Origin of the sequence: Streptomyces caelestis, assembly GCF_001279005.1 — a bacterium.
Classification (GTDB): Bacteria; Actinomycetota; Actinomycetes; order Streptomycetales; family Streptomycetaceae; genus Streptomyces; species Streptomyces heliomycini.
On the sequence record NZ_LGCN01000201.1, the window covers coordinates 36,268 to 52,701 of the forward strand.

The window sequence follows — 16,434 nt, forward strand, 5'->3', positions numbered from 1 at the left end:
CTAGGGTGGTGGCCGTCGTCGGTACGCGTGAGCGCCACGAGGGCCACGGGGAGCCCGGCGGACAGCGGAGGAACGGGAAGCAGTGGGGAAGAACAGAAGGAACGCCGCCGAGGGGCGGAGGACGAGGCCCGTCGTGCTCGGCGGAGTGATCGCCGCGGTCGTCGGCGGCGCCGGGTTCGGCGCCTACGCGCTGCTCGGCGGCGCCGCCGAGGACGGCACCCGTACGGCCTCCGCGGCCGAGGCCGTCAGGACCGGCCCGCTCTCCGCCGACGAGGTCACCTCCGCGGCCGAGCGCTTCCTCACCGCCTGGCAGGCCGGGAAGGTGGACGAGGCGGCCGCCGCCACCGACGACCCGAAGGCCGCGGCCGCCCTGCTGACCGCCTACGCCGAGGACGCCCGGATCACGGACGTCACCCTCACCTCGGGCGCCCGCTCCGGCGCCGAGGTCCCCTTCGCCGTCAAGGGCACGGTGTCGTACGAGGGGGCCGGCAAGCCGCTGGCGTACGACAGCGCGCTGACCGTCGTGCGCCGGGCCGGGGACGGTGAACCGCGGGTGGCCTGGCGGCCGGCCGTCGTGCATCCCGAGCTCAAGGAGGGCGACGTACTCGTCACCGGCGAGGCGGGCACCCCGCCGGTCAAGGCGCTGGACCGGGACGGCGCCGAGCTGACCACCGCCGCGTACCCGTCCCTGGGAACGGTGCTGGACGGGCTGCGCGAGAAGTACGGCGAGAAGGCGGGCGGCGAGGCCGGCGTCGAGCTGCGGATCGTCCGCGGCAAGGCGTCGAAGAAGGCGAAGCTGTCCGACAAGACGCTGCTGGAGCTGAGCGAGGGCACGCCCGGCACGGTGAGGACCACGCTGGACCCGTCCCTGCAGGCCGCCGCCGAGGCGCAGGTGGCGAAGAAGGGGCGGGCGTCGGTGGTGGTGCTGCGTCCGTCGACCGGCGAGATCCTCGCGGTGGCCAACTCCTCGCGCGGTTTCAACACCGCGTTCCAGGGGTCGCTGGCCCCGGGCTCCACGATGAAGGTGATCACCGCCTCGATGCTGATCGAGAAGGGGCTCGCCTCGATGGACGAGAAGCACCCGTGCCCGAAGTACTTCAGTTACGGCGGCTGGAAGTTCCAGAACCTCGACGAGTTCGAGATCAAGGACGGCACGTTCCGGGCGAGCTTCGCCCGCTCCTGCAACACGGCCTTCATCAGCCAGGCGCCCGAGCTGGAGGACGACGACCTGACCGAGCAGGCCCAGCAGGTGTTCGGGCTGGGGAAGAACGACTGGCAGGTCGGCGTGCCGACCTTCGACGGCTCGGTGCCGGTGCAGAAGGACGCCCCGATGGGGGCCTCCCTGATCGGCCAGGGCGGGGTGCGGATGAACCCGCTGAACATGGCGTCGGTGTCGGCGACGGTCCGGTCCGGCGTCTTCCGCCAGCCGTACCTGGTCCCCCCCGAGGTCGACGGGCGGAAGCTGGCGACGGCCTCGCGCACCATGTCGCCCGGCACCCTGGCGCAGCTGCGGGAGCTGATGGCGTACACGGCCGCCTCCGGCACGGCCGCGGAGGCGATGGCCGGGGTGAGCGGTGACAAGGGCGCGAAGACCGGGTCGGCCGAGGTCGAGGGCCAGAAGAAGCCCAACGGCTGGTTCACCGCCTACCGCGGCGACCTGGCGGCCGCCGGCGTGGTGCAGCAGGGCGGTCACGGCGGTTCGACGGCCGGGCCGATCGTGGCGGCGCTGCTGAGGAACGGCGGCTGAGCCGGCCGGGGGTCAGTGCGGGACGGGTTCGGCGGCGGCCGCGTAGGTCCGCCGCAGGAACCGCGTCAGGGTCTTCGTCTCGAACTGCACCACCGACACGCCCCGCGCGGTGTGGAACTCGACCACGGTCTGGACGCGACCGCACGGCCACACCCGTATCTCGCCCCGGTCCGCGGGGGCGCGCAGCCCCTGCTCGAGGAGGTCCCGCGCGACGGCCCACTCGCGGGGCGCGGCGCCCGGGAGCGCCATGCGGACGCGGTGGGGGTCCCGGGCGGGGTCGTAGCGCAGTACCACGGGTACCGCTCCGCGGTCCTCGTCCAGGACGTCGGTGACGATGTGGGCTCGCGCGTACTGCTCTACTGCGGACATCGGTGGCCCCTTACGCGGCGGCGATCTGCAGGAAAGGCGTGTAAGCCGTATACCCACCCTCCGTCCCATCGTGCCCCGGATCCGGAATTCGCGCGTCCGAGAGGCGTATATCACAGATGAGCTGTGCGTGAGGTAAAACAATCGGCTCGCTCTTGCGCAACGTTTGCAACAGACCACATCATCGAGTCCGTGCACGCACCTGACGGATTCATCAACGCCCCCGTGTCCGCCGTCGTCGGAGTGGCCGCCGCCGGCGCGATCGCCGTGAGCCTGCGCGGCGCCCGCCGCGAGCTGGAGGGCGCCTCCCGCCCGGGCGCGGCCGGGAGCGGGGGAGAGCGGACCGCGCCGCTGGCCGGACTGGTGGCGGCGTTCATCTTCGCCGTGCAGATGCTGAACTTCCCCGTCGCGGCGGGGACCAGCGGCCATCTGCTCGGCGGCGCCCTCGCCGCGATCCTCGTCGGCCCCTTCACCGGCGTCCTGTGCGTCTCCGTCGTCCTGCTGATGCAGGCCGTCCTCTTCGCCGACGGCGGGCTGACCGCGCTCGGTGTGAACGTCACCACCATGGCGATCACCACGACGGTCGTCGCCTACGCGCTCTTCCGCGGCCTGGTGAAGGTGCTGCCGCGCACCCGCCGCTCGGTGACCGCCGCGTCCTTCGTCGCCGCCCTGGTCTCCGTCCCGGCCTCCGCCGTCGTCTTCACGCTGCTCTACGCGGTCGGCGGCACCACCGACGTCTCGATCGGCAAGGTCGCCACCGCCATGGTGGGCGTGCACGTCCTCATCGGCATCGGTGAGGCCGTGATCACCGCCCTGACCGTCGGCGCCGTCGTCGCCGTCCGCCCGGACCTGGTGCACGGGGCGCGCGGGCTGACGCGGAAGCTCAAGCTCCGGGTGAACGGCGAGCTGGTCGACGCCCCGGACGCCGCGGAGCCGGAACCCGTCCCCGCCGCCCGCTCCCCGCGCACGGTGTGGATCACCGGCCTGGTCACCTCGCTGGTCCTCGCCGGGTTCGTCAGCTTCTACGCCTCCGCGAGCCCCGACGGCCTGGAGAAGGTCGCCGGCGACCACGGCATCGACGAGAAGGCCGAGGAGCACGCGATCGCCGGCTCCCCGCTCGCCGACTACGGCGTCGAGGACGTCGACGACGACCGCCTCTCCGGCGGTCTCGCGGGCGTGATCGGCGTGGGCGTGACGGTCGTCGCGGGCACCGGAGTGTTCTGGGTGGTCCGCAGGCGCCGCGCGGAGGACACGGCCGACGCCGCGTCCCCCACCCGCACGGGCGTCTGACGTGGGAACCGGCCACGCGCACAAGCTGTACCGGCACGGGCACTCCCCCGTGCACGCCCTGCCGCCGCACACCAAGATCGCCGCCGGCCTCGCCTTCGTGGTGGTCGTGGTGTCGACCCCGCGCGAGGCGATGTGGGCGTTCGCGGTGTACGCCGGACTGCTCGCCCTCGTCGCGCACACCGCCCGCGTCCCGGCCGGATTCCTGCTCAAGCGGCTGCTGATCGAGGTCCCGTTCGTCGCCTTCGCCGTGCTCCTGCCGTTCGTCGCGGAGGGCGAACGGATCGACGTCCTCGGGCTGTCGCTGAGCGTGAACGGACTGTGGGGCGCCTGGAACGTGCTGGCCAAGGGCACCCTGGGCGTGGCCGCCTCGGTCCTCCTCGCCTCCACCACCGAGCTGCGCGAACTGCTCCTCGGCCTCCAACGGCTGAGGCTCCCGCCGCTGCTGGTGCAGATCGCCTCCTTCATGGTCCGCTACGGCGACGTCATCACCGACGAGCTGCGGCGCATGCGGATCGCCCGCGAGTCCCGCGGCTTCGAGGCGCGCGGGGTGCGGCACTGGGGCGTCCTCGCCAAGTCGGCGGGCGCGCTGTTCATCCGCTCCTACGAACGCGGCGAGCGGGTGCACCTGGCCATGGTGAGCCGGGGGTACGCCGGTTCGATGCCGGTGATCGACGAGGTGACCGCATCCCGGGCGCAGTGGTCGTACGCTTCGCTGCTGCCGGGTGCGGCTCTCGCCGTGTGCCTGCTGGGATGGATCCGCTGAACCCTCACCCCCGGGTCACCGGGCGGATTCCCGGCTCGCGCCGCACGACCGCCCGGCGGGCGACCGGGACCGACGCGACCGACACCGGCCGGGGTGGAACCGGCCCGGTCGCCGCAGTGACACGGAGGCGGTGCGGGCCCGGCCCTCGCATGCACCGGCCGTTGACGACGACACTCATCCGCACGCTGGGAAGCAGGCTTTTCCTATGACACCGTCCCTGGAGGTCTCCGGCCTCGCCTTCGCCTACCCCGACGGCCACCAGGCCCTGTTCGGCGTCGACTTCTCGCTCGCGCGCGGCGAGCGGGTCGCGCTGCTCGGCCCGAACGGAGCCGGCAAGACCACCCTCGTCCTCCACCTCAACGGCATCCTGACCGGCGGCACGGGGACGGTGACGGTGGCCGGGCTGCCCGTGGGCAAGAAGCACATGGCGGAGATCCGGCGCCGGGTCGGCATCGTCTTCCAGGACCCCGACGACCAGCTCTTCATGCCGACGGTGCGCGAGGACGTGGCGTTCGGCCCGGCGGCGGCCGGGCTCAAGGGGCCCGAGCTGGAGGAGCGGGTGGACCGGGCGCTGGGCCGGGTCGGCATGGCGGAGTTCAAGGACCGCCCGCCGCACCACCTCTCCTTCGGCCAGCGGCGCCGGGTGGCCGTGGCGACCGTCCTCGCGATGGAGCCGGAGATCCTGGTCCTGGACGAGCCGTCCTCCAACCTGGACCCCGCCTCCCGCCGCGAACTCGCCGACATCCTGCGCTCCTTGGACGTCACCGTCCTGATGGTCACGCACGACCTGCCCTACGCCCTCGAACTGTGCCCGCGCTCGCTGGTCCTCAGCGACGGCGTGATCGCGGCGGACGGCGCCACGGCGGAGCTGCTCGCCGACGACACCCTGATGCGCGCCCACCGTCTGGAGCTGCCCTACGGCTTCGATCCGCGCTCGGTGCCGGCCGCGCCCGGCCGTTCGTGACGATCGTGCCCGGTCGGCTCCGCCCGGGAATCACGGACGGGCCGGCCCGGTTGCACGCACTGTCACAGGCGAGCGGAAGGACGGACGGGAACGTGGGCGTCGACGTGCACGGCACAGTGGCCGAGGGCTTCGAACCGGTCCGGGAGGCGTTCGCGCGGAACTTCGACGTGCTCGGCGACCGGGGCGCGGCCGTCGCCGTGTACCGGGACGGACACAGGGTCGTCGACCTGTGGGCCGGGGTGAAGGACGTCGACGGCGCCGAGCCCTGGCGGCGGGAGACCGCGCAGGTCGTGCGCTCGGCGACCAAGGGCGTCGCCGCCGCCGTACTCCTGCTGCTGCACCAGCGCGGCGAGCTGGACCTGGACGCGCCGGTCGGCGCGTACTGGCCGGAGTTCAAGGCGCGCGGCAAGGAGCGGCTGCCGGTCCGGCACGTGCTGAACCACCGCGCCGGGCTTCCCGTCCTCGACCGCCCGCTCACCCCGCGGGAGGCGGCCGACCCCGTACGGGCCGCCGAGGCGGTCGCCGCGCAGGCCCCGGTGTGGGAGCCGGGCACCGACCACGGCTATCACGCGCTGACCTACGGCTGGCTGGTCGACGAGCTGGTGCGCCGCGTGACCGGCCGGGGCTGCGGCGAATGGATCGCGTCGGAGATCGCCGGCCCGCTGGGCCTGGACCTGTGGGTGGGGCTGCCCAAGGCGCGGGCCCACCGCGTCGGCACGGTCGGCAGGATCGAGGCGCCCGAGCCGTCCGGGACGCTCCGCGCCCGCCCCAAGCGCTCGGTCACCGACGCCTACGCCGACCCGTCCTCCCTCACCCGCCGCGCCTTCGCGGCGATCACCCCCTTCCCGGACCAGAACGACCCGGCGTTCCACGCGGCGGCCCTGCCCGCCGCGAACGGGATCGCGACGGCGGACGGACTGGCCCGCTTCTACGCCTCACTGATCGGCCCGGTCGACGGCGTCCGCCTCCTCGACCCGGCCACCGTCGAACTCGCCCGCGCCGAGGAGTCGGCGGGCCCCGACCGGGTGCTGGTCGTCGGCACCCGTTTCGGGCTCGGCTACATGCTGCACGGCGGCGCCTCCCCCCTCCTGGCCCCGGGCTCCTTCGGTCACCCCGGCCGCGGCGGTTCCCTCGGCTTCGCCGACCCGGAGTCCGGCATCGCCTTCGGCTACGTCACCAACGGCTTCCGCAGGACGGTGACGGCGGACCCCAGGGCCCAGGCACTGGTACGGGCGGTACGGCAGGCCCTGACGGCCTAGACGCGGCTAGACGTGGATCGGGTGCGAGATGCGGCCCGACGCGTCGTCGATCTCGCCGTGCGCCTTGGTGAGCATCTGCATGGCGAGTTCGTTCAGCGCACGTGCGCCGGCGATCTCCTCCCCGACCCGTGGCTGATTCGAGTCGGTGTGGTGCCGGCTCGCGTGGCCGTTGGCCCGCACCTCGCTCCCGTCGGGCAGCCGGACCATCGCGACGGCGCGCGTCTGCCGGTCGTCCTCCTCGAACTCCATCTCCACGTGCCATCCCACTGCGGTGTGCATCATGACGATCACCTCCGGAATCCTCTTCTTCCAGGGTGCGCCTCGCACCGCTGCCGTGCACCCGCCGGTGCACGGCAGAGCACCCCTATCCCGCGCGCAGCATCAGTCCGATCCCGACGACCAGCAGCCCGGCCGCGGCGATCCGCGGGACGCCGAACCGCTCCTTGAAGAACAGCGCCCCGATGACCGCGCCCACGATGACCGACGACTCCCGCAGCGCCGCGACGGGGGCGAGTGCCGCGCGGGTCTGGGCCCACAGGACGAGCGCGTACGCGGCGACGGACAGCGCGGCGCCGAGCAGGCCGGGGCCCGCGTGCGGCCGGAGCCGGGCGGCCGCCTCCTGCCTCCAGCGCCAGAGGGCGTACGCCGGGATCGCCGTGCTCTGGACCGCCATCAGCCAGGCGGTGTAGCCGAACGGCGAGCCCGAGGCGCGTACGCCGAGCCCGTCGACGACGGTGTACACGGCGATGGTCAGGCCGGTCGCCAGGGCCGCCCCGATCGCCGCCCAGTCGGGCCGGCGCCCGCGCAGTCCCCACAGGGCGACGCCGGTCAGGCCCGCGCAGGACAGGGCGATCCCGGCGGCGGCCCAGCCGTCGGGCACCTCGTGCGCGAACACGGCGGCCAGCACCGTGACGACCAGCGGCGCGCTGCCCCGGGCGATCGGGTACGCCTGGCCGAAGTCGCCCAGCCGGAAGGACCTCATCAGCAGCGCGTAGTAGGCGATGTGGATCGCCGCCGAGCAGAGCAGGTACGGCCACGCACCGGCCGCCGGGAACGGCACGAACGGCGCCGCCGCCAGGCCGATCAGCAGCCCGCCGCCGGAGATCAGCGTGAACCCGACGAGCTTGTCGGTGATCCGGTGCGCGAGGGCGTTCCAGCCGGCGTGGGCGACCGCGGCGAGCAGGACGGCCGCGGTGACCAGGGGGGTCACGGGGTGTGCTCGCGCACGTCGCCCCAGGGCGCCCGGGAGTGTCGACGACAATGATCCGGTGTGTGCACAGGGAACACCACGTACCTTCGGCGCATGACGCAGATGCCCATGGAGTCCATCCGTGACGTCCGCGCCCACCTGGCCGAGGTGGTCGAGCGGGCCGACCGTGACGACACGCCCACGGTCATCACCCGGCGTGGCGGGCAGGTGGCCGCGGTCGTGTCGACAGAGGTCCTTCGCAGGTACCAGGAATGGGAAGAGCGCGAGATCAACCGGATCATCGACGAGCGCATGGCGAATCCGGCGGCCGGCATCCCGATCGAGGACGTCATGAGGGAGACGCTGGAGCGCGGTGAGTAACACGTATCGCACCGTCTTCCGGCCGGGGGCCCGGGCGGAGCTGCGCAAGACCCCCCGGGACACGGCGCTCAGGATCCTGGTCGAACTGACGGAACCGGAGACCGACCCGCTCGGCTTCCCCACCACGGCGCTCGTCCCCCGGCCCGACCGGCGCCGGCTCCGTGTCGGCGACCACCGCGTCATCCACACGGTCGACAACGGGGAGTCGGTGGTCTGGGTCGTTCACGTCGGACATCGCTCCACGGTATACGGCGCCTGACACGGAGTCCCGGAACTCCCGCGGAGGGAAGCCGGTGAGGGCGCCCCGTCCCCATGGAGCCCTCACCGGCCGGTTCTGCGTTCGTTCGGGCCGTCAGGCCCGGGCGGGCTCCCGGTCCTCGTCCTGCCGGTCGCCCTCCATGCGCAGGGCCTCGCCCTCGACGTCCACGTCGGGCAGGATCCGGTCCAGCCACTTCGGCAGCCACCAGGCCTTGTCGCCGAGCAGGGCCAGCACCGCCGGGACGATCGCCATGCGGACGACGAACGCGTCGAAGAGGACGGCGACGGCGAGGCCGAAGCCGATCATCTTGACCATCTGCTCGCTGGAGCCGATGAAGCCGGAGAACACCGCCATCATGATCACCGCGGCGGCGGTCACCACCCGGGCGCTGTACTTGAAGCCGGTCACCACGGCCTGGGCGGGCTTCTCGCCGTGGACGTGCGCCTCCCGCATCCGGGTCACGAGGAACACCTCGTAGTCCATGGCCAGTCCGAAGACCACGCCGACCATGAAGATCGGCATCATCGACATGATCGGGCCGGTCTCCTCCACGCCCATCAGGCCGGACAGCCAGCCCCACTGGTAGACCGCGACGACCGCGCCGAGGGCCGCGAGGACGGAGAGCAGGAAGCCGAGGGCCGCCTTCAGCGGGACCAGGATCGAGCGGAAGACGACGATCAGCAGCAGGAACGCCAGGCCGACCACCAGGACCAGGTACGGCACCAGCGCGTCGTTGAGCTTCTGCGAGACGTCGATGTTCATGGCCGTGGAACCGGTGACCAGGACGTCGGCGCCGGTGTCGGCCTTGACGTCCGCGCCCGTGTCACGGATGTCGTGCACCAGGTCCTCGGTGGTCACCGAGGAGGGCTTGGAGTCGGGGACGACGGTGATCGTCGCCGTGTCGCTGGCCTTGTTGGGGGTTGCCGGGGCGACGTTCACGACGTTGTCGAGGCCCTTGATGTCGTCGGCGGCCCGCTGGAAGACGGCCTGCGGATCGTCGCTGCCCTCGGCGTCGACCACGACCACCAGGGGTCCGTTGAAGCCGGGACCGAAGCCCTCGGAGAGCAGGTCGTAGGCGCGGCGCTGGGTGGTGGACGTCGGCTGCGAGCCGTCGTCCGGCAGACCCAGTTCGAGCGAGGCGGCCGGGACGGCCGCGGCGCCCAGGCCGACCACGCCGAGCAGCAGCACGGCCAGCGGACGGCGTACGACGAAGCTCGCCCAGCGGGTGCCCATGTTCGGGCGCTGCGGCCTCTTCGCGGCGCGGCCCCCGCCGAACAGTCTGCTCTTCTCGCCGGCGGGGCGGACCCGGCGGCCGGCGTAGCCGAGCAGGGCGGGGATCAGGGTGAGGGCGATCAGGACCGCGAGGGCGACCGTGCCGGCGGCGGCGATGCCCATCTTCGTCAGCATCGGGATGTTGACGACGGACAGGCCGACCAGGGCGATCACCACGGTGAGGCCGGCGAAGACCACGGCGGAGCCCGCGGTGCCGACGGCCCGGCCGGCCGCTTCCTCGCGCCCGCGGCCCTCGGCCAGTTCGGCCCGGTAGCGGGAGACGACGAACAGCGCGTAGTCGATGCCGACCGCGAGGCCGATCATCGAGGCGAGGATGGAGGTGGTGGAGCCGAGGTCCAGGGTGCTCGCCAGCGCGGTGATGCTCGCCACGCCGATGCCGACGCCGATGACCGCGGTGAGCAGCGGCAGCCCGGCCGCGAGCAGCGAGCCGAAGGTGATGACGAGGACGACCGCGGCGACGCCGATGCCGATGATCTCGGCGGAGCCGGTGTGCGGGACGGCCTGGAGGGCGTCACCGCCGATCTCCACGGTCAGCCCGGCGTCGCGGGCGTCCTCGGCGGCGCCTTCCAGGGCGTCGCGGGAGGAGTCCTCCAGCTCCATGCCGGAGACCTTGTAACTCACCGAGGCGTAGGCGATGGCGCCGTCCTGGCTGACGCCGCCGCCCTGGTACGGGTCGGTGACGCGGGCGACCTCGGAGCCGTCGGAGAGCTCGTCGACGGTCTTCCGGACGGTCGCCTCGTGGTCGGCGTCGGTCATCTTCTCGCCGGCGGGCGCCTTGAAGACGACGCGTGCGGTCGCCCCGTCGGCGCTGGAGCCGGGGAAGCGCTCCTCCAGCAGGTCGAAGGCCTTCTGGGCCTCGGTGCCGGGGATGGAGAAGGACGAGTTGCCGGCCGCGGGGGCGCCGGCCGCGCCGATGCCCGCGAGCGCCAGCAGCGCCACCCAGATGAGGGCGACGAGGTGCCGTCGCCTGAAGGCGAACCGGCCGAGCCGGTAGAGGAAAGTGGCCACGAGGGCGTACTCCCGGTCAGGTCGTGGTGGTTTCGGGACAGGTTGGCTCAGCCCGACGACGTGAGCGGGGACGTCAGGTGGTGGTCGGCCGAGGGGACGGTCAGCTGGGGGGCACGCCGAGGGCGGGGAGCACCACGGCGTCGATGTACGAGGTGAGGAACGCCCGCGTGGGCGGAAGGTCGTCGATCAGCGTCCGCGTGGCGAACGCGCCGACGAGCATGTGCACCAGGTAGTCCAGCGCCGGGTTGTCCGGGCGGATCTCGCCCCGGTCGACCGCGCGCCGGATCATCCGCCGGAACTCCTCCATCTCCGGTTCGACCAGGAGTTCCTTGAACGCCTGGCACAGATCGTCGTTCATGTGCACGGCCATGGCGAGCGCGCGCATCAGGGCGGCGTTCCGCTCCATGGCGCAGTCGTCCTCACGCCCGGCGATGGCGTGCAGGTCGCCGCGCAGGCTCCCGGTGTCGATGCCGGCGAGGCCGCCGGGCTTCTGGCTGCGCATCGCCCTCACCACCAGCTCGGCCTTGCCGCCCCACTGGCGGTAGAGGGTGGCCTTGCTGGAGCGGGTGCGGGCGGCCACGGCGTCCATGGTGAGGGCGTCGTAGCCGACCTCACGGAGCAGGTCGAGCACGGCCCCGTACAGCTCGGCCTCGCGCTCGGGGGTGATCCGGCTGCGACGCGTCGTCGCTCCTTCGTTCATGCCGCCCACCTTTCCGCTCCGGTGCCCACCGAGTCAAAGAAACGACACGGTTTCGTACAGGACGAAGGTACTCCACCCCATCAAAGAAACGAAACGGTTTCGTTCGTGTCCTGCGTCACCCGACCCCTTGCGAGAAGGCCCCGGCGTTCACGCCGGGGCTGGGACACCCTCACTCACGGGGGCACATCCCACGCTCGGCAATGTGGAGCGTTGTCGCGCCAGGCAGGACACGGAGCCCTCTGACGACCACCCGGCGGAACCGGGCGAACACGAACGCGCGTACCTCTGTTCACCGGTTGGGACGATCATGCGGGAGAAGGTGTGCGGGTGTGCGGGGCTCGTACGTACGGTCAGTTGGCCAGGAGTCGGCTGAGCGGAACAGGGGGCAGTGGGTGTGGACCATGGGGGAGGCTGTTGGGCATGCCCGGTACACCTACCGACTGCGGGTATCGGCCACTGCCCGGGTGGGGCTGGAGGATGAGTGGGGGCGGTGCCGGTGGGTGTGGAACGAGTGCGTGGCCCGTGCGAAGAGGGCCTACGCCGAGGGAGAGGTGTGTGGTCCGGCCCGGCTGGACCGGATGCTGACCCGGGCGCGTGCGGTGGCGCCGTGGCTGGCCAAGGGTGCCTCGGTGCCTCAGCAGCAGATCATCCGTGACTTCGCCGCCTCCCGAACGAAAGCCCTCAAGGACATCAAGAACCGGCTCCCGTTGAAACGGCGGGCCGGGATGCCCCGGCACAAGAAGCTGCGCAGGACCGATCCCTCGCTGAACTACACGCGGCGCGGCTTCCGCCTCAGGGACGGGCGACTGCACCTGGCGGGCGGGATCGTCCTGACCGTGGTCTGGTCGCGTCCTCTCCCGGCCGAGCCTTCCTCGGTGCGGGTCTACCGCGACGCTGTCGGGCACTGGTACGCCTCGTTCGTCCTCCCCGCCCCGATCGATCCGCTGCCGTCGACCGGTGCGGTCATCGGTATCGACTGGGGCGTGCGGGAGACGGCCACCACCACCTCCGACACCCACGACCTCCCCCACCCCCGCCACGGTCGGAAGGCGCAGGAGAAGCTGTCCCGCTACGACCGGATGATGGCCCGCCGCAAACCGGCGAAAGGGCAGGCGGCGTCGAAGGGGTACCGGGAGGCGAAGCGGTGGCGGGCGAAGACGTACGCGAGGATCGCCCGACAGCGGCAGGACACCGCCCGCAAGTGGGCGAAGAAAGTCGTGCGCGACCACGACGCGATCGCGGTGGAGGACTTCCGACCGAAGTTCCTCGCCCGCACCACGATGGCCCACAAGGCGGCCGATGCCGCGATCGGCGCCACCAAGCAGGCTCTGATCGAGATGGGCCGCAAGCACGGGCGGGATGTGCGTCTGGTGCATCCCGCGCACACCACCATGGACTGCGCCAGGTGCGGAGCGAGAGCCAAGCACGCCCTGCCGCTGTCGGAACGTACCTATACCTGCACCGCGTGCGGAGCCGTTTCCCCGAGGGACAAGAACTCCGCCCGCGTGATGCTTCTCCGGGCAGGTCTGGACCCGGCTGGTGTCGAGGGCGCAAGACCTCCCGGAGCGCCGCTCCGGGAGGCGGCCTGAGCCAGGAATCCCCTCCTGAGGGAGGGGAGCAGTCAAGGCTGTCGGTTTCTCATAAGTTGCCGGGCCCGAGGCCCCGGCAAAGCATGGGAAGGGTGAGCTATCTGCGTCTGCCGCACCTCAAGGACGACCTGCTGTGCTTCGTGGCCGAGGACGACCTCTGGCTCGCCCCGCTCGACGGACCGGGCCGCGCCTGGCGGCTCACCGTCGACCGCACCAAGCTCGGCCACCCCCGCTTCTCCCCCGACGGCCGCCACATCGCGTACACGAGCTGGCGCAGCCTCGACCCCGAGGTGCACCTCGTCCCGGTGGACGGCGGACCGGGCCGGCGCCTCACCTATTGGGGCAGCTCCGACACCCGGATCTGCGGCTGGGCGCCCCCCGACGAGGGCGGCCACGCCGAGATCCTCGCCGTCGCCTCGCACGGCGAGCCCTTCTCGTACTTCACCTGGGCCTACACCCTCGCCTGCGACGGCAGCCCGGGCCGCAAACTCCCCTGGGGCCCGGTCTCCGACATCCAGGTCGCCGACATCGCCGGCGAGCGCAGGTCACTGCTGCTCACCGGCACCCCGCCGCACGAACCGGCCTCCTGGAAGCGCTACCGGGGCGGCGCCACGGGCAGGCTGTGGCTGCACGGGCAGCGGCTGCTCGACGGGCTCGACGGCCACCTGCACTCCCCGATGTTCGTCGGCGGCCGGATCGCCTTCCTCTCCGACCACGAGGGCGTCGGCAACCTGTACTCGTGCGCGTACGACGGCTCCGACCTGCGCCGCCACACCGACCACGACGCCTTCTACGCCCGGCACGCCGCCGGCGACGGCACCCGGGTCGTCTACCAGTGCGCGGGCGATCTGTGGCTGGTGGACGACCTGTCCCCCGGTGCCGTCCCGCGCCGGCTCGACGTGACGCTGCACGGCCCGCGGGCCGGGCGGCGCCCCTACCAGGTGCCCGCCGCCCGCCACCTCGACGGCCTCTCGGTCGACGAGACCGGCCGCGCCAGCGCCGTCGTCGTCCGCGGCGGCCTGCACTGGCTCACCCACCGCGACGGCCCCGCCCGCACCCTCACCGACACCCCGGGCGTACGGGTCCGGCTGCCGGAGATGCTCGGCGCGGGCGGCCGGGTGGCGTACGTGACGGACGCCGAGGGCGAGGACGCCGTCGAGATCGCCTCCCTGCCCCGCGCCACCGGCCAGCGCGCCCCCCGGCGGCTCGCCGCCGGGGAGCTGGGCCGGGTGCTGGAGATGGTGGCCGACCCGGACGGGCAGCGGCTGGCCGTCGCCGCGCACGACGGACGGCTGCTGCTGGTCGACACCGGTGAAGAGGGGCAGGGGGAGGTCACCGAGCTGATCCACTCCGGCAACGGGCCGGTGCGCGACCTCGCCTTCTCCCCCGACGGGGCGTGGCTGGCCTGGTCCCACCCGGTGATCGGGCGGTCGCTGCGGCAGATCAAACTCGCCCGGATCAAGGACCGGCTGGTCCTCGACGTCACGGGCGGCCGCTTCGAGGACGAGAACCCGGTCTTCACCCGCGACGGCCGCTACCTCGCCTTCCTCTCCTGGCGCGGCTTCGACCCGGTCTACGACGTGCACACCGGCGACCTGTCCTTCCCGCTGGGCTGCCGCCCGTACCTGGTGCCGCTGTCGTCGGCGACCCCCTCCCCGTTCGCCCTCAACCCCGAGGGCCGCCCGGCCGCCGGGGGCCTGGACCCGGTGGAGCGCGAGGACGCCGAGGAGGGCGGCGAGGTCGGCACGGTGACCGTGGAGGCGGAGGGCCTGGAGAGCAGGGTCACGCCCTTCCCGGTGACCGCCTCCAAGTACTCGGGGCTGCACCCGGTCGCGGGCTGCGGCCTGGTGTGGCTGCGCTGGCCGATCTCCGGCGCGCTCGGCGAGACGTTCGTCAACCCCGACGACACCAGCGGCCGGCCCGCCCTGGAGCACTTCGACATCGTCAAGGCCAAGAGGTCCGAACTCGTCGCCGACCTGGACTTCTTCGCGGTCAGCGGCGACGGCACCCGACTGGTCGTGGTCGACGAGGGCGAGCTGCGCGCGATGCCCGCCACCGAGCCCGGCGACGGCGACTCCACGGTGTGGATCGACTCCCGCCGCATCCTGCACGAGGCCGACCCGGCCGCCGAGTGGCGCCAGGCGTACGCGGAGGCCGGACGACTGATCCGCGCCTACTTCTGGGAACCGGACATGTGCGGCATCGACTGGGACGCGGTCCTGGAGCAGTACCGCCCGCTGGTCGAACGGGTCGCCTCCCCCGACGAGTTCGCCGACCTGCTGCGCGAGGTGCTCGGCGAACTCGGCACCTCCCACGCCTACGTCACCGCCGCCCGCCGCAACGAGGGCCCTGCGCACTACCAGCGCCGCCAGGGCCTGCTCGGCGCCAACTTCGCCCCGCGCGAGGGAGGCTGGGCGGTCCGGCGCATCCTGCCCGGCGACTCCTCCGACTCCCGCGCCCGCTCCCCGCTGGCCGGCACCGGCATCCGCGAGGGCGCGGTCCTCACCCACGTCGACGGCCGCCCGGTGGACCCGCTCACGGGTCCTTATCCGCTGCTCGCGGCGGCGGGCGGCACCACCGTGGAGCTGACGTTCGTCCCCGCCGGGGGCGAGGGCCCGCCCCGCCGGGTCGCCGTCGTCCCGCTCGTCGACGAGACGCCGCTGCGCTACCAGGACTGGGTCGCCAAACGCCGCGCGGTGGTGCGGGAGCTGAGCGGGGGCCGGTGCGGCTATCTGCACATCCCGGACATGGGCGGCTCCGGCTGGGCCCAGTTCAACCGCGACGTGCGCATGGAGATGTCCCGCCCCGCGCTGATCGTGGACGTGCGCGGCAACGCGGGCGGACACATCAGCGAACTCGTCGTCGAGAAGCTGACCCGCACCATCATCGGCTGGGACCTCACCCGCGACGCCCAGCCGGTGTCGTACGCCTCCAACGCCCCGCGCGGACCGGTCGTGGCCCTCGCGGACGAGGCGACCAGCTCCGACGGCGACATGATCACCGCCGCGTTCAAACTGCTGGAGCTGGGCCCGGTGGTGGGCCAGCGCACCTGGGGCGGGGTGGTCGGCATGACCGGCCGGCACCGGCTCGGCGACGGCACGGTGATCACGGTGCCGATGAACGCGGCCTGGTTCGACGCGTACGGCTGGTCCGTGGAGAACAAGGGCGTCGAACCCGACCTGGAGGCGCTGCGCACCCCGCTGGACTGGGCCGAGGGCCGGTACGCGGTGCTCGACGACGCGGTACGGCTCGCCCTCGACCTGCTGGAGGCCAACCCCCCGGCGACACCCCCCACTTACCGCGACGTGCCCGACCGCTCCCGGCCGAAGCTGCCGCCCCGGACGTGAGAAGGGGCGCCCCTTCGCCACGGGACGCCCCTTCCACATCAGCGCACGACGTGCTCAGACGTGCTCAGCGCTCGGCGTCAGACCTCGTAGTCCTGGTCGACACGCTCCTCGGACTCCCGCCGGCGCCGCTGCTCGTCCATGTCCTCGTCCCGCCGGCGGCCGCGGCTTTGCATCTGCTCCTTGCCCTGCTGGGCACGCTGCTTGGCCTGCTGCTGGAACTGCTCGGACTTCTCCTGGAACTGGTCCTTCATACCCATGTGGGTTCACTCCCGTTGTGGG

Annotated in this window: 15 protein-coding genes; 9 read left to right on the top strand and 6 right to left on the bottom strand. The window is 72.7% G+C overall.

Annotated elements, in window-relative coordinates:
* Positions 1–82 precede the first annotated feature (82 nt).
* Positions 83–1,747 (top strand): penicillin-binding transpeptidase domain-containing protein, encoded by a 1,665-nt coding sequence (locus ADK41_RS21295; protein ID WP_030821812.1) that lies wholly within the window; start codon positions 83–85, stop codon positions 1,745–1,747.
* Positions 1,748–1,759: 12 nt separating this feature from the next.
* On the opposite strand, the gene ADK41_RS21300 is transcribed toward ADK41_RS21295, so the two are convergent.
* Entirely contained in the window at positions 1,760–2,116 is a 357-nt protein-coding gene (locus ADK41_RS21300; protein WP_030821815.1) for an SsgA family sporulation/cell division regulator, read from the bottom strand.
* A 189-nt stretch (positions 2,117–2,305) separates the two neighbouring features.
* Here ADK41_RS21300 and ADK41_RS21305 point away from each other — a divergent pair, with 189 nt between their 5' ends.
* The 4 genes from ADK41_RS21305 to ADK41_RS21320 all read left to right on the top strand — a co-directional run bounded on the left by ADK41_RS21305 (position 2,306) and on the right by ADK41_RS21320 (position 6,389).
* Positions 2,306–3,403 carry an energy-coupling factor ABC transporter permease gene (locus tag ADK41_RS21305; protein ID WP_030821818.1) on the top strand — a complete coding sequence of 366 codons (1,098 nt, stop codon included), beginning with the start codon at positions 2,306–2,308 and terminating at the stop codon, positions 3,401–3,403.
* 1 nt (position 3,404) lies between these two features.
* On the top strand, positions 3,405–4,166 hold the full coding sequence (cbiQ, locus tag ADK41_RS21310; protein WP_030821821.1) for a cobalt ECF transporter T component CbiQ: 762 nt from the start codon (positions 3,405–3,407) through the stop codon (positions 4,164–4,166).
* A 205-nt stretch (positions 4,167–4,371) separates the two neighbouring features.
* Complete coding sequence (locus ADK41_RS21315; protein WP_030821824.1) at positions 4,372–5,130, top strand: energy-coupling factor ABC transporter ATP-binding protein; 759 nt, start codon at positions 4,372–4,374, stop codon at positions 5,128–5,130.
* 92 nt (positions 5,131–5,222) lie between these two features.
* Positions 5,223–6,389, top strand: a complete 1,167-nt coding sequence (locus ADK41_RS21320) for a serine hydrolase domain-containing protein (protein ID WP_030821827.1) — start codon at positions 5,223–5,225, stop codon at positions 6,387–6,389.
* 6 nt (positions 6,390–6,395) lie between these two features.
* Here ADK41_RS21320 and ADK41_RS21325 read toward each other — a convergent pair whose 3' ends face one another.
* Together ADK41_RS21325 and ADK41_RS21330 are read right to left on the bottom strand one after the other, a co-directional pair.
* The gene (locus ADK41_RS21325; protein ID WP_030821830.1) at positions 6,396–6,671 is read right to left on the bottom strand and encodes a DUF1876 domain-containing protein; all 276 of its coding nucleotides are present in this window, start codon (positions 6,669–6,671) and stop codon (positions 6,396–6,398) included.
* A gap of 82 nt (positions 6,672–6,753) precedes the next feature.
* Positions 6,754–7,599: an EamA family transporter gene (locus ADK41_RS21330; RefSeq protein ID WP_030821833.1), complete on the bottom strand. Its 846-nt coding sequence runs from the start codon at positions 7,597–7,599 to the stop codon at positions 6,754–6,756.
* Between the two features lie 93 nt (positions 7,600–7,692).
* Between ADK41_RS21330 and ADK41_RS21335 the strand changes: the two genes are divergently transcribed.
* A complete protein-coding gene (locus ADK41_RS21335; protein ID WP_030821836.1) occupies positions 7,693–7,959 on the top strand; it encodes a type II toxin-antitoxin system Phd/YefM family antitoxin in 267 nt (88 codons plus the stop codon).
* Positions 7,952–8,218, top strand: a complete 267-nt coding sequence (locus ADK41_RS21340) for a type II toxin-antitoxin system RelE family toxin (protein ID WP_030821839.1) — start codon at positions 7,952–7,954, stop codon at positions 8,216–8,218. The genes ADK41_RS21335 and ADK41_RS21340 overlap by 8 nt, the downstream gene beginning before the upstream one ends.
* 93 nt (positions 8,219–8,311) lie before the next feature.
* Here ADK41_RS21340 and ADK41_RS21345 read toward each other — a convergent pair whose 3' ends face one another.
* Positions 8,312–10,519 carry an MMPL family transporter gene (locus ADK41_RS21345; protein WP_030821842.1) on the bottom strand — a complete coding sequence of 736 codons (2,208 nt, stop codon included), beginning with the start codon at positions 10,517–10,519 and terminating at the stop codon, positions 8,312–8,314.
* 100 nt (positions 10,520–10,619) lie between these two features.
* Positions 10,620–11,219, bottom strand: a complete 600-nt coding sequence (locus ADK41_RS21350) for a TetR/AcrR family transcriptional regulator (protein ID WP_030821845.1) — start codon at positions 11,217–11,219, stop codon at positions 10,620–10,622.
* A 401-nt stretch (positions 11,220–11,620) separates the two neighbouring features.
* On the opposite strand from ADK41_RS21350, the gene ADK41_RS21355 reads away from it, so the two are divergent.
* Positions 11,621–12,808 carry an RNA-guided endonuclease InsQ/TnpB family protein gene (locus ADK41_RS21355; RefSeq protein WP_030821848.1) on the top strand — a complete coding sequence of 396 codons (1,188 nt, stop codon included), beginning with the start codon at positions 11,621–11,623 and terminating at the stop codon, positions 12,806–12,808.
* 92 nt (positions 12,809–12,900) lie between these two features.
* The gene (locus ADK41_RS21360; protein WP_030821851.1) at positions 12,901–16,155 is read left to right on the top strand and encodes a S41 family peptidase; all 3,255 of its coding nucleotides are present in this window, start codon (positions 12,901–12,903) and stop codon (positions 16,153–16,155) included.
* A gap of 77 nt (positions 16,156–16,232) precedes the next feature.
* Here ADK41_RS21360 and ADK41_RS21365 read toward each other — a convergent pair whose 3' ends face one another.
* On the bottom strand, positions 16,233–16,412 hold the full coding sequence (locus ADK41_RS21365; protein WP_030821854.1) for a hypothetical protein: 180 nt from the start codon (positions 16,410–16,412) through the stop codon (positions 16,233–16,235).
* Positions 16,413–16,434 lie beyond the last annotated feature (22 nt).